Here is a 24,804-nt window from a genome sequence, read left to right as displayed (position 1 = left end):
TGTTATTATGGAGAAGTGGAAGAAGGAAAATATGAATAATACAAAAAAGAATACGAATAACAATAGAATAAATAAGACAACATGGATAAAACTAATAACATTTCTAGTAGCTATTCTCATTATTGGAGTTCTTATTCTAAGTATAGATAGTAGCGACATCCGAAGTGAGGAAAAGAATATTCGGTATGATAAAGGTGTCGTGGAAAAGGTATTATCAGATAATACACAAAAAGATTCGGCGACAGAAGGAATACGTAGAGGTTCGCAAGTTCTGCAGGTGAAGATGGCAAATGGCCCATATAAAGGACAAGTAGTTACGATGGATAATTACTTAAGTGCCCAATTTAATGTGTATGCGAAAGAAGGAACTAGAATTATGGTTCGTGTAACTGTCTATGAAGAAGGTCCGAATTTTTCTGTATATAATTATGATCGTTCCTTGTTATTATACGGATTCATTGGCCTGTTCATGGTATTGTTATGTGTTATTGGAGGCAAGAAAGGGTTCTCTGCCTTAATTGGTTTGATTTTAACCTTACTTGTAGTAGTAAAGATTTTGCTACCACTATTATTAAAAGGGTTTCCACCATTGACGACTACCATTGGAGTAATTGCATTTGCAACGATTGTTGGGTTTATACTAATTGATGGAATTAGTGTAAAGACAAGTTCCGCAATTATTGGAACAATAGCAGGTGTTGTATTAGCTGGATTACTAGCCCATCTGGCGGGTATCTTCGGACATATTAATGGATACCAGATGGAAGAGGCAGAGTCCTTGTTTTTGATTGCAGGTAGTGGTAGTGGAATTAAGATTACCAATTTATTAACTGCGGGGATATTAATTGCATCTCTTGGAGCAGTGATGGACGTAGCAATGAGTATCGCATCATCCCTTCATGAATTACATGAGGTAAACACTTCTCTTACCACGAAACAATTATTTCGATCTGGTATGAACATTGGTAAAGATGCTATGGGAACCATGGCAAATACATTAATCTTAGCATTCACAGGTTCTTCTTTGAACCTATTGCTTATGATCTATTCGTATGGGATTCCATATACGCAGTTAATTAACACAGATAGTATTGCAATAGAGATTATTCGAGGGATTGCAGGAAGTATCGGTATTGTATTGACCGTACCAATTGTGGCGCTCATTAGTGCGAATATGGAGAAGCGTAAGCAGTAAGAAGATATAGTTGCTAATAAGACACACCGCTCTTTTGAATTTGTAATCCGAAGAGCGGTGTGTTTTCAGTGAATTCTAAATCAGCTCGAATGTAAAATCAGCTGATTAGGAATTATATTGTGAATAAGTTTGCTGTAGGAGGTTATTTCCATTATAATTATAACAAAATAAGTGTAAAGCGGTGTAATAGTATGTGAAAGGGAGAGAATATGCTATGATGATTACTGTTATATTATGTGATGATGATCGATTTATTTTGCAATTAGCAACAGAAAGAATAAATGAGGTAATAAAGCAATATAAACTAACTGCGCAAATTGGGTGCATTGCTACAGATCGGGTAGAGATTTTGCAATATATGAAAAAGAATAATGGACCATATTTGGTTTTTTTAGACCTAGACTTGGGAGTAGGAAAACTAAATGGTATAGATGTTGCTAAGCAGATTAAGAGTCAAGAATACAATGCCAAGATTGTATTTACAACAAACCATCATGAGATGGCGATGCAGGTGTTAAAGAGTGGCGTTGAACCCTTTGGATTTTTAGAAAAGACCACTGATTTAGATAGACTAAGTGATGGATATCGACGATATATTCAGATGGCTATCTCCGCTGGGGATGAAGTAATAAGGCAAGAAGAAAGCATTGAACTAGTAGTAGGAATTGATGAGACCTTACTTATTCAAAAGAATCAGATTCTATATATTAATTCGGAAAAAACAGTGTCTCATGGTGTTACCTATCATACCGTGGACGGTTCTTGCATAACGGTTCGGGATACAATGGAACATATAGCAATGGAAATGGGTGAAGAGTTTGCAAGGATACATCGTTCCATTATTGCCAATCGCAAACACATCATAGGGCTTGATGGTATGGAAGTACGTTTATCCAATGGGGAATGTATTCCGTGTGCAGTACGAATGAGAGCTGAGGTGAAAAAATGGCTGAGGCGTTGAATTCAGTTGCCAAATCTGTGATAAATAATTTTGGATTCGTAACCTTACTAATAGTAATTATAGCAGTTTGGTGTTATGTATTTTATAGAATCGAAAATAATAAAGCAGTGGCAAGTGAAGGTAAGAAAAACTATCTAGCAAAGATTGAAAGATTGGAACTGAGTTTATGCGTGCTAATTGGGAGCAGTGTTCTACTCTTTTACTATCCAGGTTTTGTGTATCAGAGGTGGGGTGGTAGTGCGCTTGCAGTATCGATATTAAAGATTGTTGTTATGGTAGTTACCATACAAGTAATCGGATATGTCACGCTCCATCTTTCAGATCTAGCATTGCTTGTTTTTGTTATGTCTGTTATCCAATACTATATGCAATTCAAAGTGTTTAACAAAAGCATTTTATTCTTTAGCACATGGTTTTTGTTATGTATTCTAGTAAAGCGAAGATATGGAAGAATACAAGTCCTGGCATTGCAGACATTGATATCCTTCCTATCGGCTATACTTAGCTACTATCTATTTGACTTTGTATTCCAAAATGGTGTTAGAGAGATGTATTATTTCTATTCCAATCGATGGGAACTTAGTAATGTGCAGAAAATACTGTTTTTAAGCATTGTAACGCTGGTATTTATTGCTGTTTTTGCAGGTGTGTTATTAATTACCAAGAGATTATTGGATATGTATATCGAGAATATCAGAACCTTTAGTGAAAAGTATAAGGAGATTGGGCGGTATTTATTAATGATGCCACTATTCTTTGGTTTGGTGTTACTCCTATTAGATTTATTCCAATATGAGAGGATGTATTTCTTAAATAATAGAGAGTTTTTAGTTACCGCCGTTTGTTTTGTGTTCTTCATAGGAATACAAATATTCTATATTCGCTTATTGATGCAAACCGTCCGCCTGAAAGAACATCTGCAGTTTCAGGAACTTGAGAAAGAGAGTATTGAAAGTTATCAGCAAGATATGGTTAGAAATATGAAGGAAATACGTGAGATGAAACATGACCTGAAGAATGTCTTTCTAACAATGGGAGGATATGTAGCAAGAAGCAATGATGAAGAGTTGAAGGCGTATTATTATGAAAACATTGCACCTTTTGCGGGAAATGAAATTCGCAAGAATGATTTATATGTATCCCTGCAAGAAATTGCAAATGAGTCTTTAAGGGCTTTTTTGTATTATAAATATCTAGAAATACAAAACTATCACCAAGAGTTTCAACTTATGACTTTTTCAGACCAGAGCTTTTTACCATATGTAACGAATACCTCAGATATTATTCGAATCTTAGGAATATTCATTGATAATGCAAGAGAAGAGTGTGCGCATATAGAGGCGGGAAGTGTCATACTCATAATAAAAGAAAAAGAGGGTGAATTGCAAATCTGTGTGAAGAATACGGTAAGAAAATCTGTTTTACAGAGTGGAATTCACGTAGGGACAACCAGTAAAGGTTTAGGACGAGGAAACGGCCTAGAAATTGTTGGTAAAATAATTAAAAAACATGATGATATCCTATGGAATTCTTACTTTAAAGAAGAGATGTTTATTCAAAGTATAAATATGAAGCGTAGAATTAAGAGTCAATGAACATGTTAATGGCTTGAACGTAGCTCATATTGCCTGAACGGATTAAGTAAAAACCGATACGTGCCAAAATGCATGAGATGGAGCAAGAATCAACATTGCTCCATCTTTTTGTTATATAGTATGCCTAATAAGTGATTAGCGATAGGTGAAAACCTATTAGTATGATAGGAAGAGGTTGATTGAATGTTAGGTTATATATTAGATGCTACGGGATATTTGGGGAACGGTATGGTTGCAATAGTTGTATTCCTACTTGTACTTGAAGGTATTTTATTCTGGAAAGGTAGAAGAATTAGTTGGATGGAACGAATCTTCTTGGTGCTGTTTGGAGTTTATCTTACCGTAATTTTTGCAGTTACGGTTTCTCCTATATATGGATTCTATACTAAGTTGAATGAATTAGAGATTAATTTGAATGCATTTGCAGTATTAGTAAATGGGCATTTAAATCCGATGAATCTATTTGGTAATATTGCAATGTTCATACCAATTGGCTTCTTTTTACCATTCATCTCAAGAAAGATGCAACATGGTATTCGTGCTATCTTAGTAGGAGGTATACTATCCACGTTAATTGAATTCTTACAAATATTCTTAAGGAGAGGAACTGATATTGACGATGTGATTTTGAATACAATGGGTACTGCAATTGGATATGTAATAGCAAGTGTATTCTTGTATATATTCCCAAGTATGAGAAAAATGATTGGGATTGAAGAGTTAAAGACTGGAAGGAAACTTAGACGTGATTTGTTTCCGACCGTTCTTCTGACCACTATGGTATTAACGAGCGTAATAATTACTGGCTTTGAAAAAAGACGACAGTATGCGAGTGACGGCTTTGAATATACCCTTGAACAAGGGGAGGCTAAGGAGTCAGAAGATGCTAGTAAGCACAATTTTAGTGTGAGTAAGGGAGGCAATAAAAAAGAAGAGGGGGTAGAGTTACCGAAGAACATGTTAGCGAAGAATGTCTTCTTTATCAATGTAACGAAGAATAAGGTGATGAGCTCTTATCGTGAAGAGGATAAAATAGCACCAGCGAGTACAACTAAGATGCTTACAGCGATGACAGTGCTAGACTATTGTAATACACAAGAGATTGTTACCGTTGGAGATGAAGTTTCTCTAGTGCCAGCGAATGGGTCACGAGCAGGGATTTATATGGGAAATCAAGTGACGGTGGAACAACTGTTAGAAGGTTTACTATTGCCATCTGGTGGAGATGCAGCGTACGCGTTAGCAACCTACGCAGGTCGAAAGATTTTAGGGGACACATACGTAAGTGCAGAAACGGCAATTAAAGCATTTGTAGGTATGATGAATAAAAAAGCAAAAAATCTTAACGCTACGAATTCCCACTTTACAACGCCAGATGGATATGATGAGGAGGGGCAGTATAGCACAGCAAGAGATTTGGGGATTATAGCCGCAGCTTTCTTATCATCCACAAAGGAAGATGGTATTCTTAAAACAATTGTGGGGAAGGAAAGTAGTCGCGTATGCTTTCCAGATGGCACCGATCTTACATGGGAAAATACCAATCTATTACTTGTTCCTTCCAGTGAGTATTACTATGATAAGGCAATTGGACTTAAAACCGGAAGTACTGAGAATGCAGGAAAATGCTTGATTTCGGCAGCCATAATCCATGATAATCTCTATATAGCAGTTGTAATGGGAGATACAGAGGAAGGAAGATATCTTGACTCCATTGCATTATATAAGTCAGTAGAATAATTATGGGAAAGAGAGCTTTTTCCGTCCCACTCAAATCAAAATTCCAAAACACTCTCATTGCGACATTTATATAATGTTTCATCTTGATAAGCAAAGAACCTATAATAACAGTCATAGTAGAAAGCTATAAGCAATAAACGCATTAACAACCAAATTACAAAATTTTACTGGACAACCCTTATGATACACGATAAAATACAAATTAAGCACATAATACTGTTTTGTTCGTAAAAATATATTAGATGTTGATGAAATAAGGGCAAAGGATAAATGCGCTAGCATAGGTAGGGGTATGAAGAGAGTAAAAGAGGTAGGAGTTAAATTATTAAAATTAATGTTTAGCAGGCTTGTTATTGTAGGAATAATTCTTGCACTTCAGGTGGGATGGTTTGTGTTATTCCTTGTTAAACTAAGTCAATATAGCGCAATTATATCTTTATTGTTTAATGTACTAAGTATTATTGCAGTATTGTACATCGTCAATAAACAGGATAATCCGGCTTATAAATTAGCCTGGGTTGTACCTATATTGTATTTTCCATTACTAGGTGGATTGCTGTATGCATCAATGGGGAATAAACAACCTTCCAGAAAGTTAAGAGCAAAGCTTGATAAACAATATCAAATAACAAAACCATTATTAATACAGTCGGATGAGGTAATCAAGGAAATACAAGAATCAAACAAACAGGTTGCGTTGCAATCTACCTATATTCATAAAGTAACTAATTTCCCAATCTATAAAAACACAGTAGCCGAATATTACAAGTCGGGAGAAGAGAACTTTCCAGTTATTCTAGAGGAGTTAAAGAAAGCGAAACACTATATCTTTCTTGAGTATTTTATTATCGAGGAAGGAAAGATGTGGGATAGTATATTAGAGATTCTTGAACAAAAGGCAAAAGAAGGACTTGACGTACGTTTGATCTATGATGATTTTGGTTGCTTAACAACATTACCTTATCCATATTATCAAAAGATGCAAAAGATGGGGATCAAGTGCTTTGCATTTAACCCGTATATACCAATATTTTCAGTTGCTATGAACCATCGTGACCATAGAAAAATACTTGTAATTGATGGACATACAGCGTTTACCGGTGGAATTAATTTAGCAGACGAGTATATTAATCACATTGAACGATTTGGGTATTGGAAAGATGCAGGACTAATGTTAAAGGGAGAGGCTGTTTGGAATTTTACAATTATGTTCTTGCAGACATGGAATGCAATGTTGCCAACGGACAAGGATATCTCAATTTTTTATCCACATATACATTTTGAGGATATATTTGAGTCAGATGGTTTTATTCAACCATATGGGGATACTCCCCTTGATCAGGAAGTGGTGGGTGAGAATGTATATCTCAATATGATTAACGGAGCAACGAAGTATATCTATATGTATACGCCATATTTAATTATTGATAATGAGATGATCACAGCTCTCTGCCTTGCCGCTAAGAAAGGTGTAGATGTTCGAATTGTGACGCCTGGTATTCCAGATAAGAAATATGCATTCTGGTTAACGCAGTCTTATTATGGACAGTTAGTAAGAGCTGGAGTGAAGATATTCGAATATACACCAGGATTCATACATTCTAAATGTTTTGTATGTGATGATGAAGTTGCAACAGTTGGCACAATCAATATGGATTATCGAAGTTTATATCTTCACTTTGAGTGCGGCGTATTCTTATATGGCTCTAAAGTTGTAAAACAAGTAAAAGAAGATGCATTAGAAGTTTTCAAGGTATGTAAACAAATAACGATTGAAGATTGCAATAGAAGATTGCCAATGAGACTTGTACAAGCAGTACTAAGGTTGTTCGCACCGCTAATGTAATTTGTTAATATATAATAGTATTAAGGCTATTCTACAGCATGGAAAGTGCCGTTAGAATAGCCTTTTTTTGAATCTAAAATGCATATTTTGTGGAAAAAAGTAGTTTAAAAGAAAGGTATTAATGAAAAAAATTCTTGACAAACAACACTTCAACCAATATACTTTGGATATCAAAGTAATTTGTAAAAAATGTTTTGACTTAATAGAAGGATACTGTCATAATGGGTATGTATCGGATCAAGGGTTATCTATTAAGCGATGGCAGAAAGGCATGGTACATGGCATGGAGATGAGATTTGTCAGTACAGGAAGTTATCTACCAGAGCATGTGGTCGATAATGAATTCTTGTCTCGAATCGTTGAAACAAGTGATGAGTGGATTAGTAGCCGAACGGGTATTAGGCAACGTAGAGTCACTTTATGTGAAGGAACAGCGTGTATGGCGGTGAAGGCAGCAGCTAAAGCTATTGCGAGAACAGATATTAATCCTTTGGATATTGATATTATAATTGTCGCAACAATGTCACCAGATAATTCTATGCCGAATACCGCTTGTGAAGTTCAAGCGGAAATAGGGGCGATGAATGCAGTTTGCTACGATCTTAGTGCCGCTTGTTCAGGGTTTGTTTTCGCACTTAATACGGCATATTCATTTATAAAAGCAGGAATCTATAAGACAGCACTTGTGATTGGTTCTGAGGTGTTATCAAAGATGATTGATTGGAATGATCGGTCAACTTGTGTGCTTTTTGGTGATGGAGCTGGAGCTGCGATTGTGCAAGCCGCAGAAACTGGAGTGTTTGAATCAATACTTGGTTCAGATGGGACGAGAAAAGATGCATTGACTTGTGCGAGTCGATACATAAACAATCCACTAGTTTCAAGAGAAAGCATGAGCTCTGACGAAAGTTCACTTGATTATATCAAGATGGAAGGACAAGAAGTTTTTAAGTTTGTTATCAAAACCATACCACTTACGATACAACAGGTTATTGAAAAAACCGAGTATACAAAAGATGAGATTCGATATTATGTATTACATCAAGCGAATCAACGAATACTAGAGTCAGTAGCAAAGAAACTAAAAGAACCAATCGAGAAGTTCCCAATGAATCTTGATAAGTACGGGAATACATCAGCAGCAAGTATTCCGATTTTACTTGATAAGATGAATAAAAAAAATATGCTGAACCGAGGAGATAAAATCATCCTTTCAGGATTTGGCGGTGGTCTTACATGGGGGACCACATTAATTGAATGGTAGTTTAGGAGGAATTAATAATGGATTTAAATGAATTAAAAGAATTAGTAGCAGATCAATTAAATGTAAGTGTTGAAGAATTAAAAGATGAAACAAACTTTATTGAAGATTTAGGTGCAGATTCATTGGATTTATTTGAACTAGCAATGGCTATGGAAGAAAAATTCGATATTGAAATTCCAAGTGAAGATTTACCACAAATCAGAACTGTTGCAGAGGCAGCTAAATACATTGAAGCTAAAATAGCGTAAGGATTGTACTTACAATATATGATGAAATTGCCCTATAATCAATATAAGTCTACCAAAGATATTCCATCTGATGAATGGGGTATGGGGGGGACTTAGTTGGTTAACTAGGGCATTTTTATAAGCAAATTACAGTAATAATGAATAAAGAAAAGGTCGTCGGCACTCATTTGAGACGATTCAAATGGAACCTGAGGACTTAAGTATATAAGAAAGGACATATGGTGTTTGTATGTATAAGACAGCGTTTCTATTTCCTGGCCAAGGGGCACAATATGTGGGTATGGCAAAGGATTTCTATGAGCAAGTTGAGGAGAGTAAAGAAGTTTTTGAACGTGCCAACAAAGTCTTAGATTTTGACGTGATTAAGATGTGCTTCGAAGAGAATGAGGAACTTAATCAAACAGAATATACGCAAGCAGCAATGGTTACTGCATGTGTAAGTATTCTTGAAGCCGTTAAGAAGAAGGGAATTAAAGCAGATATCACAGCTGGTTTATCTCTAGGCGAATATGCTGCATTAGTAGCAAACGACGTACTTTCTTTTGAAGATGCTGTTGCCTTGGTTCGTAAAAGAGGAATCTACATGTCAAATGAAGTTCCAAATGGCGAAGGAAGTATGGCAGCAATTTTAGGACTTGATGTAGAGACAATCGAACGTATCTGCAAAGAAGTAGAAGACGAGACAAATATGTGTGTACAACCTGCAAACTACAATTGTCCAGGACAGATTGTTATATCTGGTAAGAAAGAAGCCGTACTAGCAGCTTGTGATAGATTAAAAGAAGCAGGTGCTAAGAGGGCATTAGAACTTAAAGTAAGTGGACCATTCCATTCTGCTTTATTAAAAGGAGCAGGTGACAAACTTTCAGAGGAACTTAAGAATGTTGTAGTGAATCCAATGACGATTCCATATGTTTGCAATGCGAAAGCAGAGATTGTTTTAGATGTTTCGCAGACGAAAGAACTACTTGAGAAGCAAGTATATTCGCCAGTTCGTTGGCAACAGACCATGGAGCTTATGATTGCTAATGGAGTAACAACATTTGTAGAGATTGGACCCGGTAAGACTTTAAGTGGATTTTTAAAGAAGATTGATAAAACCGTTACGGTTATTAATATAGAAAAGATGGAAGATTTAGAAAAATTGGAGGGTATTGTATGCTAGAAGGTAAAGTTGCGTTAGTAACAGGAGCGAGCCGTGGGATAGGTCGAGCAATTGCAGAAGAATTAGCGAGTCAAGGCGCATATGTTATTATTAATTATAGCGGCAATGAACAAGCAGCTGGTGAAGTGCTTAATACAATAACTAAGATGGGTAAACGTGCTTCGCTATATAGATGTAATGTAGGAAACTATGAAGAAGTAAAAGAGATGATTGATACAATCGTGAAAGAACATAAAACAATTGATATCATTGTTAATAATGCGGGTATCACAAGAGATAACCTATTACTTAAGATGTCAGAACAAGAATTTGATGATGTTATCACAACAAACTTAAAAGGAGCATTCAATACCATTAAGCATGCTTCCCGTTATATGTTAAAACAACGTAGTGGTAAGATCATTAACATTTCTTCTGTTTCCGGAATCATAGGAAATGCAGGACAAACAAACTACAGTGCTGCAAAAGCAGGAATTATTGGTATGACAAAAGCAGTTGCGAAAGAACTTGCTTCAAGAAATATTACTGTAAATGCAGTTGCACCTGGATTTATCCAGACTGACATGACAGAAGCACTTCCAGACGCAATGAAGGAAAAAGTATCGGATTCTATCCCACTTAAGAAGATGGGCCAACCGGAAGATATTGCAAAGATGGTTTCATTCCTTGCTTCAAGCCAAGGCGATTATGTTACTGGTCAAGTATTTAAGGTTGATGGTGGAATCGCTATATAAATTAATAATTAAGAACATTAGAAAGGATGTCACGCAGGCTTAGGTAAGTCGTTTGTATGTGACCATATCGCTAGCGATATGAATAGGTAGATACAATGAAAAAGAGAGTTGTTATTACAGGTATGGGTGCAGTTACACCGATTGGTAATTCTGTAGATGAATTCTGGACAAATGCGAAAGCTGGTACGGTTGGTATTGATGAGATTACGAAGTTTAGTACTGCAGATTATAAGGTTAAGTTAGCAGCAGAATTAAAAGACTTCGATGCGACAGCTTATATGGATCGTAAAGAAGCAAGAAGAATGGACCCATTTTGCCAATATGCAATTGCAGCGTCTATTGAAGCTATGAAGGATAGCGGTCTTGAAGTAACAGAAGAAAATGCAGACCGTATCGGCGTTATTATTGGTTCTGGTATCGGCGGTCTTGGTACTATTGAAGCTGAGACTAAGAAATTATTAGAAAAAGGACCAGGTAGAGTTTCACCTCTTATGATTCCTATGGCAATTGGAAACATGGCAGCGGGCAATGTTGCAATTCGTCATGGATTAAAAGGTAAATGTACAAGTGTTGTAACAGCTTGTGCAACCGGCACACATTCAATTGGTGATGCCTTCCGTACAATTCAATATGGTGAAGCGGATGCTATGCTAGCAGGAGGATGTGAAGCTGCTATTACACCACTTGGTTTAGCTGGATTTATGAACTTAACAGCGTTAAGTGAATCAACAGACAAGAACCGAGCTTCTATACCATTTGACGCTAAGAGAGATGGTTTCGTAATGGGTGAAGGTGCTGGTGTTGTAGTTCTTGAAGAACTAGAACATGCAAAGGCTAGAGGAGCCAAGATCTATGCTGAAATCGTAGGATATGGTGCAAGCTGTGATGCATTCCATATTACTTCTCCAATGGAAGATGGCAGTGGTGCAGCCAAAGCAATGGTAGAGGCTATAAAAGAAGCTGGAATTGAAAAAGAAGAAGTTGACTATATTAATGCTCATGGAACAAGTACTCCATACAATGATTTATTCGAAACAAGAGCGATTAAACTAGCTTTTGGTGAGTACGCAAGCAAACTTGCAATCAACTCTACAAAATCAATGATAGGGCATTTACTAGGTGCAGCTGGCGGAGTAGAATTTATTATTTGTGTGAAGTCAATTAATGATTCCTATGTTCATCCAACAGCTGGATTACAAGTAGCGGATCCAGAATGTGATCTTGATTATATAGCTGGTAATGGTAGAGATATGGAAGTAAACTACGCAATATCAAATTCATTAGGATTTGGTGGACACAATGCTAGTGTAATAGTAAAGAAATATAGCGAATAAATTAAGTAAACATTTGGCATTAAAAAGTGCATTGACATGCGGTTTGTAACGCTAAAGATAAATTGGCTGAAGGCAAACCGTATTCCTTGTATGCTAGGATCAGGAGGATTAAGAAGTTATGTTAGGAATTAACGAAATTAAAAAGATCATTCCACATAGATTTCCAATGTTGTTATTGGATCGAGTAGAGGAATTAATCCCTGGAGATACAGCGACTGCTTACAAGGCAGTATCGTACAACGAGCCATTTTTCCAAGGACATTATCCAGAAAAACCAGTTATGCCAGGAGTATTAATTATTGAGGCGCTTGCACAAACTGGAGCAGTAGCAATCTTAAGTTGTGAGAAATACAAGGGGAAATTAGTTTACTTTGGTGGAATCACGAAAGCTAGATTCCGTAAGCCAGTAGAACCAGGCTGTATACTTAAACTGATTACAAAGATAACCAAGATGAAAGGTCCCGTTGGTGTTGGAGAAGCAAAAGCATATGTAGGGGACGATTTAGTAGCAGAAGGAGAATTAACATTCTTCTTACAATAAGATAAAGTAGTTATCCATAGGGTATTCGCTAAGAAAAGTGAATGCTCTTTTTTATATTTTTTGTAACGAAACGTGAAATTGTGCTATTAATTATAGAAAACGTAAGGAGAGGAGGATATAGTTTGAATGATAGCAAGGATTCTATGGAACGGATTTATATAGAATACTCGAAGATGGTATATAAATATCTTTTCTCTTTCACACATAATGAAAGTATAGCAGAAGAATTAATGCAAGAAACGTTCTATCAGGCCATTCGTTGTCAATCAAGGTATGATAGGAGTTGCAAGATTACCACATGGTTATGTGCGATAGCGAAAAATCAATGGCGTAATTATTGTAAGAAGCATCATATGGAGGAATCTCTGGGTGAAGAATTAATAGATAAACCAGTACCATCTTCTGAAGATATTGTGTTAAGTAATATGAATAAGATGGAGATTATGAAAGCCTTACACGGGCTAAAGGAACCACAGCGAGAAGTAATGTATCTGAGATTATCTGCTGATCTCTCCTTTCGTGAGATTGGAGAAATCATGGGACAGTCAGAGAACTGGGCAAGAGTAACATATTACCGCGGTAAGGGAAGAGTATTAGAGGAGGTAAGAAACAATGGATCGTAGGTTAAGATGCGAAATAGTTCGTGATTTGTTACCAACTTATATTGATGGATTAACAAGTGAAGTTACAAATGAAGAGATGGAGTCACATCTATCTTCATGTAAGGAATGTGAGATGTTATACAATGAAATGAAGATACCAATAGAAACCCCTATGGAAACGAAGGAAATGGATTACCTAAAGAAGGTAAAGCAACGAACGAATAAAAGGATTATCACAGGGGTTGCACTGATTGTAGGAATGTTCTTGCTGTTTATAGGAATACGCATGTATATAGTCGGAGATGATGTTAATAACGTTGCAAACTATGAAGCTTTCTTGTCTAGGACAGGTGAAGGAAAAGAAGTGTTAATTGTTCAGGGAGAATTAACAAATCGTGCAAGAGTCTATAAGAAACACAAGATAACAGTGAAAGAGGGGACGGCTACTATTGATCTAGTTGAACGGGCCGCCTTACCATGGGAAGACAATAACAAGTATTATGTAGGTTATGAGATACCAAGTGGAGTAAAACGAATTATTATGAATGAACAGGTTATATGGGAAGATGGCATACTAATTAGAGAAGACACGAATGAGATTTATGATACCAAACATGCATACGTAGGGGATATGTCGGCTAATGGTAGAACAGCAGGTGCGTTACAGATTGGAAAGTTTGGACAATTTCTCAGTTCTCTTCAAACGACAGAGGAGCCATATGGTTGGACAATGGAATTTACTGATACGATAACAAAAGATACTATATTTAATGGACGCATGACACAATATGCGTATGTAATTCTATCTCTAATTGATAATCTTGGGGAAGTATCGTGGGAGTATAACAATGGAAGTAAGGTTATCACTAAGACGGTAACAACTGAGGAGGCTACCAAAGCACTAGGGAAGGATATCAAAGAGTATTCAAAGAGTATAGGCCAATTTCAAAATTTGTTAGACCAATTGTATCTCTAGATCGACAGCATAAAAAGAATTTAAATAACGGAGGTAAAAGAATGGGTAACGAGAATGAAGTAAATACGTATCTGCAAAAATTAACAGGGAATGAGAAAGAATGGATGGAGTTTTTTGTAGATTACATGAGAAAAGAACATCCGGATCTGGAAGAGGTAATTTCATATCAAATACCAACATATAAACTTGGAACGGGTAAACAACGCAATTATATAGCGTTTTCCCTTGCTAAAAACCATTTCTCTATGCACTCAATAGATTTTGAATATATTGCATTACTTAGAGAGAAACTCACGAAACCTGGGAAAGGAAAAGGGTGCGTTACTATTCCATATACGAATATAGAGGAGAGAGATATTGTTATTAGCGGAATCGAAGAAATAATAAAACGACATGAATTTAGATAACAGAAGAGGTCCTATGTGTGATAGTTTATTAACACATAAGACCTCTTTTGTTATGGAATTGATGATTTGTTTTAATATTATTTGGGAAATATCCAAATATGCATTTAATGTGTCCAAACCGACAATAGTTACTGCAGGTAATAAGTTTTGATAATCGGTTGTAAGGTGTGATAACAATAGGGTACTAGGGATAATCTAATTAACTGGCAAGATAAAATACCATTGAAATGATATATTTAAAAATTGCAAGATAAAATTTAACTAAAAATTATTGTTATTTTTATAACAAAATAATCCTTGTACAACAAACGAAATAGAGTATAATTGGTAGGGTATACAGATAATTATAATTACGAAAGAAAGAAGGAACAGTATGGCAGTTTTAAAATTACTCCGCGCACCATCAAAATATGTACAAGGCAAGGGTGCATTGTTAAAGTTCTATGAGGAAACAAAGAATTTAGGAGATTCTTATCTCTTTATTTGTAGCAATAGTGGTTATAAGATGTGTCAGGAAAAGATTGAAAAGAGTTTTGAAGGAAGTAACGGTAAACTTCACTTTGAAATCTTTGGAGGTATTAGCTCGAACGGTGAAATTAGCCGAATGAGAAAGATAATACAAGACGAGAAGATTAATGTTGTTGTTGGTGTTGGTGGGGGTTCTGCCATTGATACAGCAAAAGCCTGCGCATATTATGAGAATCTGCCAGTAGCAATCATTCCTACTGTTTGTGCAACGGATGCACCATGTACAGGACTTTCTGTAATATATAATGATGATGGTACTTTCGATACATATATCTTCTATCCTAAGAATCCAGATGCAGTACTTGTTGATTCAGAAATCATTGCAAAAGCACCAGCCAAATTTCTTGTTGCTGGTATGGGTGACGCATTAGGAACATATTTTGAGGCAAGGGCATGTGTTAGAACAGATTCTCCAAGTCTTGAAAATGGAGGTATTTCATTATCTGCTATGGCATTATGTGAGTTATGCTATAAGACACTTTTAAAATGTGGATACCAAGCAAAAAAAGCTTGTGAAAATAATTTGGTTACACCAGCATTAGAGTCAATCATTGAAGCAAATACATATTTAAGTGGTGTGGGTGCAGATAATGGTGGATTGGCAGTAGCACACTCTGTTTATAATGGGTTTACTGCATTGGAAGAATGTGAAGCTACAATGCATGGCTCAATCGTAGCGTATGGAACGATTACACAATTATTAATTGAGAATGCGCCAAAAGAAGAAATTAAAGAAGTTATGGATTTCTGCCACAGCGTAGGATTACCAATAACATTAAAAGAAATGGGTGTTACAGATGTTAAAAGAGTAATGATCGCAGCAGAGAAAGCGTGTGCTCCTGGTGAAAGTATTCATAATATGGCTGGAGATGTTACTCCAGATCAACTTTATGATGCATTATTAGCAGCAGATTTATTAGGACAAGATTATTTGTAATCTTCCAGAGTCATGCAGAATAATTTGGACATGTATGTTAAAGGCTTATATTCAGAAATGTATTCAGAGATTTGGAAGATATGTAGCATTAAGGGAAAACATGTTTAATAATGCTTTGGACAGTTAAAATAAATATTGTAAGTAAAGAGCCATTCCATCGGTGGAATGGCTCTTTTTCTCTTTATTAACTTGTACCTTGACTCGAACAAGTTAAAAAGATATTGCTTTTATCATATTATATGCTTAAGATAGAAGAAAGGTAGCAATTGGAAAAGTCATATAATCTTTGGAGGAATCATATGAAGGTGTTTTTGGTAGAAGATGAAGTGATTGTACGTGAAGGAATTAAGAGAAATATAGATTGGGGCAGGGAGGGGTATGAATTCATAGGAGAAGCTAGTGATGGGGAACTCGCGTATCCTATGATTCAGAAATTAAAGCCAGATATAGTGATTACGGATATTAAGATGCCCTTTATGAATGGCTTAGAGTTAAGTAAGTTAATAAAGAGGGAGATGCCTTGGATACAGATTATCGTGCTTAGCGGTTATGACGAGTTTGAATATGCAAAACAAGCAATAACTATAGGAGTAACGGATTATATTACAAAACCAGTGACGGGAAATGAATTGTTAGTGGCAGTAAATCGCGTCAAAGAAATTATAGAAAGCCAAAAGAAAAAGGAAAAACAAATCCTTATGATGCAGCAAGATATGCAGGAGATTCAGATAATTAAAAGACAAAGATTTTTCTATGACTTAGTAGCAGGAAAGCTGTCCTTATCAGAGATTCATGAATTGTCAGCAAATCTAGAGATTAAACTTGCCTCCAGTAAGTATAGTATTATTCTATATAAACTCTACGAAGGGGAGGAGGAGAATCATAATTATTCAAAGGTCGCAAATGAAATGAAGAACCGATTGAATGAAGACTTCTCGCATGAGCCTTCCATTGCAGTGTTTGAAAGGGAGAATGAAGAAACGGTACTTGTGGTGATGCAACAAGAAGGGGGGAGTTTACATAGTAGTATTAAGGCATATGTGAATCGAATTGTTAGCACGGTTACTAATACGACTCCTGATGCGAATCTAAAGTATTTTGTAGCTATTGGTAAAGAAGTCCAGAGATTGAGTGAACTACCAAAATGCTATGAAGAAGCATGCAAGGCTTTTGCATATCGTTATATTCTTAGTAAGAATCAAGTTGTGGATAGTGATAAGCTAGTGAATTATCAGATTATGCAGGATTCAGGGATTGATATGAGTACACTAGATGTGAATAAGATGGACAAATCAATCGTGATGAATTTCTTAACCTGTGGAGAAGAAGAGGAAGTGGAACATTTTATTGAGGAGTATTTTGCTAGTCTTGGTAAGAGTTCAGTTACTTCTCTTCTCTTTCGCCAGTATATAGCAATGGACATGTATTTTTGTTGTAAATCATTGTTGGAACAATTGGGGATAAGTATAACCATATTGAAGGAGTTTGGGGAAGGATTGAAAGAATCTTCAATTATCTTTCAATCTGTACATGAAACAATTTCATATATGAGTCAAATATTTCATCTTACAATTCAATCAAGAAACGAGTTAGCAAAAGGTAAGTATAGAACGTTAATAAAAGAAGCTAAGGATTTCATTCATGATAACTATTCCAATGAAGATATGTCTTTAAATATGATTGCTTCTCATGTTAATGTTAGTCCAAGCCATTTTAGTAATATCTTTAGTCAGGATATGGGAGAGACGTTTATTGAATATCTAACGAGAATGCGTATGAAGCGTGCCAAGGAATTATTAAAGTGCACGAGTATGAAAAGTTCTGAGATAGGATATGAAATTGGATATAAGGATCCTCATTATTTTAGTTACTTGTTTAAGAAGACACAGAACTGCTCACCTAAGGAATATAGAGAGAAGGGGACCTATGAAGGCAACACTAAAATCTAGAATTAGAATGATGATGTTTGTTATGTTAGCCCCGTTGACCATATTCAGTACATATCTGCTGTATAGAATGAGTTCTTATGCAAATTATTACGATGCAATCTATCAAAACATCTCGGTTGCCAATATCCTAGGGCAAAACTTTAAGCAAGAATTAGATTATAGTATGTATCGTATCGTAATCGGATCAAGTAATTATGACGATGAAAAACCTTATGATCAGATCCAAACGGCAAAGGACATGGTTGCAAAGATGAAGAGCGGCACAAAGCTTAGTGAGAATAAACGAACCGTTAAGAAGCTAATAGGGTTTTTAGATAGTTTACATAATAGTATTCAAATTATAGAGGAGAACTTAGGCAAAGACGGACCGAAGTACGATGTGAATAATACGATTCTTGATAATGACATATACGGAACAACAACCTTGGTTGTTGAGAGTGCACAAGAATATGTATATTATGAGACGCTTCAGATGAAAGAATTACGTTCAAATTATGTTCATGAAATCTATACTACGATTAAGTTTGGCTTAACCATCTTAGGAATTATGTTACTCGTTATTATATTCTGTACAGAGATTATATCTAGAACCATAACGGAGCCAATCAAGAAATTATGTGGGGCAATTAAGAAAGTGGAGACAGGTGACTTTACCGCAAGAGCAGAGCTTGCATCAGATGATGAGATTACTACATTGACGCAGAGTTTTAACAGTATGACGGAAAAGATTGGAGGGCTCGTGGAGGATGTGAAATTAGAGCAGACCAATCTTAAGAAGATGGAACTTCGGTTATTACAGGCACAAATTAATCCACATTTTTTGTATAATACATTTGATACAATTATATGGTTAGCAGAGGATAATCAGAATAAAGAAGTTGTGAGTATGGTAAGTTCATTGTCAAACTTCTTTCGAACTAGCTTAAGTAAAGGAAGAGATTATATTACATTAGGAGAAGAACAGTTGCAAGTAATGAGTTATCTTCAGATACAGCAAACTAGGTACAAGGATATACTTAATTATTCCGTTGAGATACCTGAAGAACTTAATGATTGTATTGTTTTAAAATTAATTTTACAACCAATTGTTGAGAATGCACTGTACCATGGAATAAAGAACAAAAGAGGAATGGGTATGATTCGTGTGTGGGGGGAACAGAAGGAGGATAACTTATACTTTCATATTCAGGATAATGGTATAGGCATGAGGGAAGAGGAGCAAAACAGAGTTCGTATGTTGCTAGCAGAGAGAGCAAGGGACTATGAAGATACATACTCGGGTTTTGGATTGGCGAATGTAAATGAACGTATCCAGTTAAGCTATGGTTTAGAATATGGTATATCGTTTACATCTATATATGGAGAAGGAACTACGATGGTGGTATGTATTCCTGCCAAATCTAATAAAAACTAACTTTTTAACAAAATTATTAAAACTTTTTAAGAAAAATAGCAATTTATATTATTAGCATCTAAAATTCATAAAAAAGTCAAAAAAATCAAAAAATAATGCATTTCTATATTGCATTATTTTTTTTATAATAAGCACATAACAAGTGAAGTAACGGTTGAGGTGATTTACATAAGGCAACTACCTAGTAGTTTCGTGTTGGGGAACTGGGAAGTTATATACCTTGTTATCAAAGTTATACCATTGTTATAAATATATATACCAATGTTATAAAGATCTATGCCATTGATATGAAAAAAATAACAGGGTATGAAGCAAAAATAGGAGGAGATAGATTATGAAAAGAAAAGTGTTTGCGTTACTAATGAGTGTACTATTAATCGGGGCAATGGTAGTAGGTTGTGGAAGCAAGAATTCCACAGATTCAAAAGACACTTCTGGAGATGCTTCTTCGGATGCAAGTCAAAGTGGAGATCTTATTACAATTGGATTCTCGCAAGTTGGCGCTGAAAGCGATTGGCGTGTTGCCAATACGGAATCAATGAAATCCGCATTATCCGAAGAAAATGGTTTCAAGTTAATATTTGCAGACGCACAGCAAAAACAAGAAAATCAAACAAAAGCAGTTAGGGATTTTATTTCACAAGAGGTTGATATTATCGTAATCGCTCCTGTTACAGAAACAGGTTGGGAGACGGTTCTTGGAGAAGCAAAAGATGCAGGAATCCCAGTAATTATCGTGGATAGAATGATTGATGTTTCTGATGATACCTTATATTCCTGTTGGGTTGGTTCAGACTTCAAACAAGAAGGTGTTGATGCAGCAAACTGGTTAGTTGAATACATGGATAAACAAGGAACTGGTGATGCGGAACATAATATAGTTGTTCTACAAGGAACCATTGGTTCATCAGCAGAAATCGGACGTACACAAGGTTTTGATGAAACAATTGCAGCTCATGCAAACTATAAGATACTTGAAGAGCAAACAGGTGAATTTACACAAGCAAAAGGTCAAGAAGTAATGGAAGCATTCCTAAAGAAATATGACAACATTGATGTAGTTATAGCACAAAACGACAACATGGCTTTTGGTGCAATTGATGCATTAAAGGCAGCAGGTAAAACACCGGGGAAAGATGTTACAATTGTATCCTTTGATGCTGTAAAGGCAGCATTCGAATCCATGATTGCAGGGGATATGAATGTTTCTGTTGAGTGTAATCCACTTCATGGACCAAGAGTTTCAGAGCTTGCTAAGAAGTTAATGGCTGGTGAGTCCGTTGAGAAGATTCAGTATGTAGACGAAGGAGTATATCCTGCTGAAACAGCAGAGAAAGAATTACCAAACCGTCAATATTAATTAAGACATATTTAATAACAATATATAGTCAGGTGTGAGCCATGGAAAGCCACCAAGTGGTCGTGCCTCATACCTGACTTTTTATTAAGTATGAAACTCTGGATATGTTCCGTATCATTTAATAATGCGGTGTACACGCATAGAATACTTAGGGGAGTAGCGTGTTTTGTATTATAGACCGTTATTAAAAAGATTTGAATAGCATAACTTGAGTTTGATAAATATGAAAGGATGGTCCACATGGAGAAGGAAAAAAACATTGTGTTATCTATGCGGCATATATATAAGAATTTCCCCGGAGTAGTAGCTCTATCGGATGTGGATTTTACGTTACGTTCTGGAGAGATACATGCACTAATGGGAGAGAATGGGGCAGGGAAATCAACTTTAATTAAGGTGCTTACTGGTGTAGAAGAATTTGAAACAGGGGAAGTCCGTACTGATGGAAAAGCAGATCTAGTTATTAGTCGTTCGCCACAAGAGGCACAGAAACATGGAATCAGTACAGTGTATCAAGAAGTAAATCTTTGCCCAAACTTATCTGTTGCAGAGAATATATTTATCGGAAGAGAGCCTATGAAGTTTGGGAGGATTAACTGGAAGGCGATGAATGTAAAGGCAAAAGAGTTATTAGATAGCCTTAATATAGAGATAGATGTTACAAGAGCACTTGAGAATTATTCAGTTGCAATTCAGCAAATGGTTGCTATTGCAAGAGCAGTTGATATCTCGGCAAAGGTATTAATCTTAGATGAACCAACATCTAGTTTAGATGAATCAGAGATTAGGAAATTGTTCGGGGTAATGAAGAAGTTAAAGGAGCGGGGAACAGGAATTGTATTCGTAACACATTTTCTTGAGCAAGTATATGAAGTATGCGATCGTATTACTGTGTTGAGGAATGGGAGATTAGTTGGAGAGTATGAGGTGGATAATTTACCAAGAGTACAATTAGTAGCTAAGATGATGGGAAAAGAGTTCGATGACCTAGCATCAATAAAAAAATCTTGTTCAAATCAGGCAGAGAATGTGGAGACAGAAAAAGTAATTGATGCTAGAGGACTTGGGCATACGGGAACGATAAAACCTTTCGACCTAGCAGTTCATAAAGGGGAAGTGATTGGTTTATCTGGGCTTCTTGGTTCTGGGCGTTCTGAACTTGCCAAGGTGATCTATGGGGCAGATAAAGCCGATGCGGGTTCTGTGTATATGAAGGGGAAGAAATTAGTATTGAAAGCTCCAATTGATGCAATGAAGGTAGGAATGGCATTTTGTCCGGAGAATCGTAAAGAGGAAGGGATTATAGCAGACTTGTCTGTCAGGGAAAATATGATTCTAGCGCTACAAGCAAAACGTGGTATGTTCCACTTAATCAACAAAAAGGAACAAGAGGAATTAACGGATCGATACATCGATATCTTGCAAGTTAAGACTGCAAGTAGAGAGACACCAATCAAGCAGTTAAGCGGCGGTAATCAACAAAAAGTTATACTTGGTCGTTGGTTAATGACAAATCCAGAATTTCTAATACTTGATGAACCGACAAGAGGGATTGATGTGGGTACTAAGACAGAAATCCAGAAGTTAGTTGTTAAGCTAGCAAGTGAGGGAATGTCCGTTATGTTCATCTCATCGGAGATTGAAGAAATGCTTCGTACTGTCAATCGAATGGCGATTCTTCGTGATGGACGTAAGGTGGGAGAACTTGTAGAGGAGGAGCTATCACAAGACAATATCATGAATGCGATTGCAGGAGGTGGGGAAGTTGAATAGAAAAAAAATAAAACATATTACAAAATATCGCTTATTCTGGCCTATTGTTTGCTTAATCCTTGTGCTGCTGTTCAATCTTATTAAAACACCTACATTCTTCAAAGTGTCAATCAATTCCAATGGAGTCTTGTATGGGTATATTATTGATATTATTAATCGTTCCAGCGAGTTAATTATATTAGCAGTTGGTATGACCTTATGTGTGGCCTCTTCAGCAGGAACCGATATATCAGTGGGAGCTACCATGGCGGTTGCAGGGGCAGTATGTTGTTCTATCTTAGGAAGTGGAGAAGCTTATAATGCACCATATTTTGTAGGAATTCTCGGAGCACTATTAGTTGCTGTTTTGTGTGGGGCATGGAATGGTTTCCTTGTAGCAAAATTAAAGATTCAGCCGATGGTAGCAACATTAATACTATTCACAGCGGGCCGTGGTATTGCACAGTTGATTACAGGAGGAAATATCTTATACATTAAAGTAGATAATTTCAAATACCTTGGTTCAACACTACCTCATGTGCCTGTACCTACTCCTATATTCGTAGCGATTGGTGTTGTTATACTAACCTATCTGTTACTTAAGAAAACAGCTTTGAATATGTACATACAAAGTGTTGGTATCAACTCAAAGGCAAGTCGTCTATTAGGCTTAAATTCTACGCTCATTATATTCCTGACGTATATGTTCTGTGGTTTGTGTGCAGGAATCGCAGGAGTAATTGCCACTTCTAGAATCTATTCTATTGATGCTAATAACGTAGGCCTAAATCTTGAACTAGATGCAATTTTAGCGGTTGCACTTGGTGGAAATAGTTTAGGAGGAGGTAAATTCTCTTTAGCAGGAAGTGTAATTGGTGCTATTACAATTCAAGCACTTTCAACATCTCTATACGCAATGGGAGTATCAGCTGATCAGTTGCCAGTGTATAAGGCGGTGGTAGTAATATTGATTGTTACATTGCAATCACCTGAATTTAAGAAGTTTGTTAATCATCAAAAACAAAAGAGAGTCGAGAAGATAGGAGAGAAGGTGGCATAATGAATATAGCGAAAAAGACAAAGGAAAAATTGGACGGTAATAACTTCTTATTGATGATAACAATCCTTCTGTTTTTTGCATTATACCTAGCTGGAATGTTTGCATTTCATGAGAAAGGGTTTGGTAAGCCACAGGTATTCTTAAATCTATTCATCAGCAATGCAGGCTTGTTGATTGCAGCTGCTGGTATGACAATGGTGTTAATTACAGGTGGAATAGATATATCCATAGGCTCGGTAATTGGTATGACCTGTATGTTACTTGCATGGATGATGGAGAAAAAGGGAATTAGTGCTGGTGCTAGCATTGTGATTGTATTAATCGTGGGTACGGTATTTGGGCTTGTACAAGGATTTTTGATTGCATATCTTAAGATTCAACCGTTCATCGTTACTTTGGCGGGTATGTTTTTTGCCAGGGGTATGACCGCAATTATTAGTAAAGATATGATTACTATAACGAATGAAACATTTCTAAGGATGGCAGGAGAGAAGATTAACTTTAACTTTATTACCACCTATAATAAAAAAGGTATGGCAATTCACCCGTACATCTATGTGAGTGTAATCATAGCGATTATAGTTTTTATTTTGATATTTTTATTTCTTAAATACACTAAGTTCGGACGTTCTATCTATGCGGTGGGTGGTAATGAACAATCTGCTTTGCTTATGGGACTTAATGTTAGGAGAATCAAGTTACGGGTTTACGTTATGAATGGCTTTTTAGCGGCTCTTGCGGGTTTTGTATTCTGTCTTAACTCCAGTGGTGGTTTCGTAGAACAAGCCCGTGGTTTTGAGATGGAGGCGATTGCATCTTCTGTTATAGGTGGAACTCTTCTAACAGGAGGTGTGGGTAATGTCATTGGTAGTCTGTTTGGTGTTTTAATTAAAGGAACGATTGAATCCATTATTACGTTCCAAGGCACATTGTCTTCGTGGTGGACAAAGATTGCAATTGCAGCTTTATTATGTTTCTTTATTGTAATGCAAAGTCTGTTTGCGGCTGTTAAGAAGAAAAAATAGTATAGTCAAACAGGAGAAAATTCTGAGTAACTACAATTAAAAGGTATTACAGGGCAACGATATTTCCATTGTATGGACGATAGCGTTGCCCGTTTTCGTTTAGCTGATCTTTATGAAACGTTTGCAATCATAATATAGAAGTAGTAACGCTTCTATGTGGAATTATATGGG

Annotated in this window: 21 protein-coding genes; all 21 read left to right on the top strand. The window is 36.2% G+C overall.

The features are described from left to right. The first annotated feature begins 31 nt into the window (after positions 1 to 31). The 21 genes from BUB90_RS04660 to BUB90_RS04560 all read left to right on the top strand — a co-directional run bounded on the left by BUB90_RS04660 (position 32) and on the right by BUB90_RS04560 (position 24,633). A complete protein-coding gene (locus tag BUB90_RS04660; protein ID WP_073283864.1) occupies positions 32 to 1,195 on the top strand; it encodes a YibE/F family protein in 1,164 nt (387 codons plus the stop codon). Positions 1,196 to 1,409: 214 nt separating this feature from the next. Next, entirely contained in the window at positions 1,410 to 2,156 is a 747-nt protein-coding gene (locus BUB90_RS04655; RefSeq protein WP_084139085.1) for a LytR/AlgR family response regulator transcription factor, read from the top strand. After that, complete coding sequence (locus tag BUB90_RS04650) at positions 2,141 to 3,751, top strand: GHKL domain-containing protein (protein ID WP_073283581.1); 1,611 nt, start codon at positions 2,141 to 2,143, stop codon at positions 3,749 to 3,751. Before BUB90_RS04655 ends, BUB90_RS04650 begins: the two co-directional genes overlap by 16 nt. 183 nt (positions 3,752 to 3,934) lie before the next feature. Then, positions 3,935 to 5,491 carry a VanZ family protein gene (locus BUB90_RS04645; protein ID WP_073283578.1) on the top strand — a complete coding sequence of 519 codons (1,557 nt, stop codon included), beginning with the start codon at positions 3,935 to 3,937 and terminating at the stop codon, positions 5,489 to 5,491. 292 nt (positions 5,492 to 5,783) lie between these two features. Continuing rightward, a complete protein-coding gene (gene cls, locus BUB90_RS04640; protein WP_073283574.1) occupies positions 5,784 to 7,337 on the top strand; it encodes a cardiolipin synthase in 1,554 nt (517 codons plus the stop codon). 283 nt (positions 7,338 to 7,620) lie between these two features. After that, positions 7,621 to 8,601 carry a beta-ketoacyl-ACP synthase III gene (locus tag BUB90_RS04635; RefSeq protein ID WP_073283858.1) on the top strand — a complete coding sequence of 327 codons (981 nt, stop codon included), beginning with the start codon at positions 7,621 to 7,623 and terminating at the stop codon, positions 8,599 to 8,601. A gap of 17 nt (positions 8,602 to 8,618) precedes the next feature. After that, positions 8,619 to 8,849, top strand: a complete 231-nt coding sequence (gene acpP / locus BUB90_RS04630) for an acyl carrier protein (RefSeq protein ID WP_073283570.1) — start codon at positions 8,619 to 8,621, stop codon at positions 8,847 to 8,849. Positions 8,850 to 9,078: 229 nt separating this feature from the next. Further along, complete coding sequence (gene fabD / locus BUB90_RS04625; RefSeq protein WP_073283567.1) at positions 9,079 to 10,014, top strand: ACP S-malonyltransferase; 936 nt, start codon at positions 9,079 to 9,081, stop codon at positions 10,012 to 10,014. After that, positions 10,008 to 10,748: a 3-oxoacyl-[acyl-carrier-protein] reductase gene (gene fabG / locus BUB90_RS04620; protein ID WP_073283563.1), complete on the top strand. Its 741-nt coding sequence runs from the start codon at positions 10,008 to 10,010 to the stop codon at positions 10,746 to 10,748. The genes fabD and fabG overlap by 7 nt, the downstream gene beginning before the upstream one ends. A 95-nt stretch (positions 10,749 to 10,843) precedes the next feature. After that, positions 10,844 to 12,082 (top strand): beta-ketoacyl-ACP synthase II, encoded by a 1,239-nt coding sequence (gene fabF / locus BUB90_RS04615; RefSeq protein WP_073283560.1) that lies wholly within the window; start codon positions 10,844 to 10,846, stop codon positions 12,080 to 12,082. Between the two features lie 118 nt (positions 12,083 to 12,200). After that, on the top strand, positions 12,201 to 12,623 hold the full coding sequence (gene fabZ, locus BUB90_RS04610) for a 3-hydroxyacyl-ACP dehydratase FabZ (RefSeq protein WP_073283556.1): 423 nt from the start codon (positions 12,201 to 12,203) through the stop codon (positions 12,621 to 12,623). A 122-nt stretch (positions 12,624 to 12,745) separates the two neighbouring features. Continuing rightward, entirely contained in the window at positions 12,746 to 13,246 is a 501-nt protein-coding gene (locus BUB90_RS04605) for an RNA polymerase sigma factor (protein ID WP_242952478.1), read from the top strand. Then, on the top strand, positions 13,236 to 14,201 hold the full coding sequence (locus BUB90_RS04600) for a DUF4825 domain-containing protein (protein WP_073283553.1): 966 nt from the start codon (positions 13,236 to 13,238) through the stop codon (positions 14,199 to 14,201). The genes BUB90_RS04605 and BUB90_RS04600 overlap by 11 nt, the downstream gene beginning before the upstream one ends. A 41-nt stretch (positions 14,202 to 14,242) precedes the next feature. Next, positions 14,243 to 14,608: an iron chaperone gene (locus tag BUB90_RS04595; protein ID WP_073283548.1), complete on the top strand. Its 366-nt coding sequence runs from the start codon at positions 14,243 to 14,245 to the stop codon at positions 14,606 to 14,608. A 373-nt stretch (positions 14,609 to 14,981) separates the two neighbouring features. Beyond that, a complete protein-coding gene (locus BUB90_RS04590; RefSeq protein WP_073283545.1) occupies positions 14,982 to 16,073 on the top strand; it encodes a glycerol dehydrogenase in 1,092 nt (363 codons plus the stop codon). A 299-nt stretch (positions 16,074 to 16,372) separates the two neighbouring features. Continuing rightward, the gene (locus BUB90_RS04585) at positions 16,373 to 18,022 is read left to right on the top strand and encodes a response regulator (protein ID WP_073283541.1); all 1,650 of its coding nucleotides are present in this window, start codon (positions 16,373 to 16,375) and stop codon (positions 18,020 to 18,022) included. Further along, complete coding sequence (locus BUB90_RS04580; protein WP_073283538.1) at positions 18,000 to 19,436, top strand: sensor histidine kinase; 1,437 nt, start codon at positions 18,000 to 18,002, stop codon at positions 19,434 to 19,436. The genes BUB90_RS04585 and BUB90_RS04580 overlap by 23 nt, the downstream gene beginning before the upstream one ends. A 334-nt stretch (positions 19,437 to 19,770) precedes the next feature. Further along, entirely contained in the window at positions 19,771 to 20,796 is a 1,026-nt protein-coding gene (locus BUB90_RS04575; protein WP_073283534.1) for an ABC transporter substrate-binding protein, read from the top strand. Positions 20,797 to 21,036: 240 nt separating this feature from the next. Then, a complete protein-coding gene (locus BUB90_RS04570; RefSeq protein ID WP_073283531.1) occupies positions 21,037 to 22,569 on the top strand; it encodes a sugar ABC transporter ATP-binding protein in 1,533 nt (510 codons plus the stop codon). Next, a complete protein-coding gene (locus tag BUB90_RS04565; protein ID WP_073283528.1) occupies positions 22,538 to 23,608 on the top strand; it encodes an ABC transporter permease in 1,071 nt (356 codons plus the stop codon). Before BUB90_RS04570 ends, BUB90_RS04565 begins: the two co-directional genes overlap by 32 nt. Beyond that, positions 23,608 to 24,633, top strand: a complete 1,026-nt coding sequence (locus tag BUB90_RS04560; RefSeq protein WP_073283525.1) for an ABC transporter permease subunit — start codon at positions 23,608 to 23,610, stop codon at positions 24,631 to 24,633. Before BUB90_RS04565 ends, BUB90_RS04560 begins: the two co-directional genes overlap by 1 nt. The last annotated feature ends 171 nt before the right edge of the window (positions 24,634 to 24,804 follow it).

The sequence above is a fragment of the Anaerosporobacter mobilis DSM 15930 genome, from assembly GCF_900142955.1.
Classification (GTDB): Bacteria; Bacillota; Clostridia; order Lachnospirales; family Lachnospiraceae; genus Anaerosporobacter; species Anaerosporobacter mobilis.
This window is presented reverse-complemented; position numbering and strand designations above follow the sequence as displayed.

Bases quoted from the DNA above. Each gene is read 5' to 3' on its own strand.
- fabZ (WP_073283556.1), top strand. From the start codon at position 12,201: ATGTTAGGAATTAACGAAATTAAAAAGATCATTCCACATAGATTTCCA.
- BUB90_RS04650 (WP_073283581.1), top strand. From the start codon at position 2,141: ATGGCTGAGGCGTTGAATTCAGTTGCCAAATCTGTGATAAATAATTTT.
- fabD (WP_073283567.1), top strand. From the start codon at position 9,079: ATGTATAAGACAGCGTTTCTATTTCCTGGCCAAGGGGCACAATATGTG.
- fabF (WP_073283560.1), top strand. From the start codon at position 10,844: ATGAAAAAGAGAGTTGTTATTACAGGTATGGGTGCAGTTACACCGATT.
- BUB90_RS04660 (WP_073283864.1), top strand. From the start codon at position 32: ATGAATAATACAAAAAAGAATACGAATAACAATAGAATAAATAAGACA.
- BUB90_RS04570 (WP_073283531.1), top strand. From the start codon at position 21,037: ATGGAGAAGGAAAAAAACATTGTGTTATCTATGCGGCATATATATAAG.
- fabG (WP_073283563.1), top strand. From the start codon at position 10,008: ATGCTAGAAGGTAAAGTTGCGTTAGTAACAGGAGCGAGCCGTGGGATA.
- BUB90_RS04635 (WP_073283858.1), top strand. From the start codon at position 7,621: ATGGAGATGAGATTTGTCAGTACAGGAAGTTATCTACCAGAGCATGTG.
- BUB90_RS04600 (WP_073283553.1), top strand. From the start codon at position 13,236: ATGGATCGTAGGTTAAGATGCGAAATAGTTCGTGATTTGTTACCAACT.
- acpP (WP_073283570.1), top strand. From the start codon at position 8,619: ATGGATTTAAATGAATTAAAAGAATTAGTAGCAGATCAATTAAATGTA.
- BUB90_RS04580 (WP_073283538.1), top strand. From the start codon at position 18,000: ATGAAGGCAACACTAAAATCTAGAATTAGAATGATGATGTTTGTTATG.
- BUB90_RS04565 (WP_073283528.1), top strand. From the start codon at position 22,538: ATGCGATTGCAGGAGGTGGGGAAGTTGAATAGAAAAAAAATAAAACAT.
- BUB90_RS04575 (WP_073283534.1), top strand. From the start codon at position 19,771: ATGAAAAGAAAAGTGTTTGCGTTACTAATGAGTGTACTATTAATCGGG.
- BUB90_RS04585 (WP_073283541.1), top strand. From the start codon at position 16,373: ATGAAGGTGTTTTTGGTAGAAGATGAAGTGATTGTACGTGAAGGAATT.
- BUB90_RS04590 (WP_073283545.1), top strand. From the start codon at position 14,982: ATGGCAGTTTTAAAATTACTCCGCGCACCATCAAAATATGTACAAGGC.
- BUB90_RS04595 (WP_073283548.1), top strand. From the start codon at position 14,243: ATGGGTAACGAGAATGAAGTAAATACGTATCTGCAAAAATTAACAGGG.
- BUB90_RS04560 (WP_073283525.1), top strand. From the start codon at position 23,608: ATGAATATAGCGAAAAAGACAAAGGAAAAATTGGACGGTAATAACTTC.
- cls (WP_073283574.1), top strand. From the start codon at position 5,784: ATGAAGAGAGTAAAAGAGGTAGGAGTTAAATTATTAAAATTAATGTTT.
- BUB90_RS04645 (WP_073283578.1), top strand. From the start codon at position 3,935: ATGTTAGGTTATATATTAGATGCTACGGGATATTTGGGGAACGGTATG.
- BUB90_RS04655 (WP_084139085.1), top strand. From the start codon at position 1,410: ATGATGATTACTGTTATATTATGTGATGATGATCGATTTATTTTGCAA.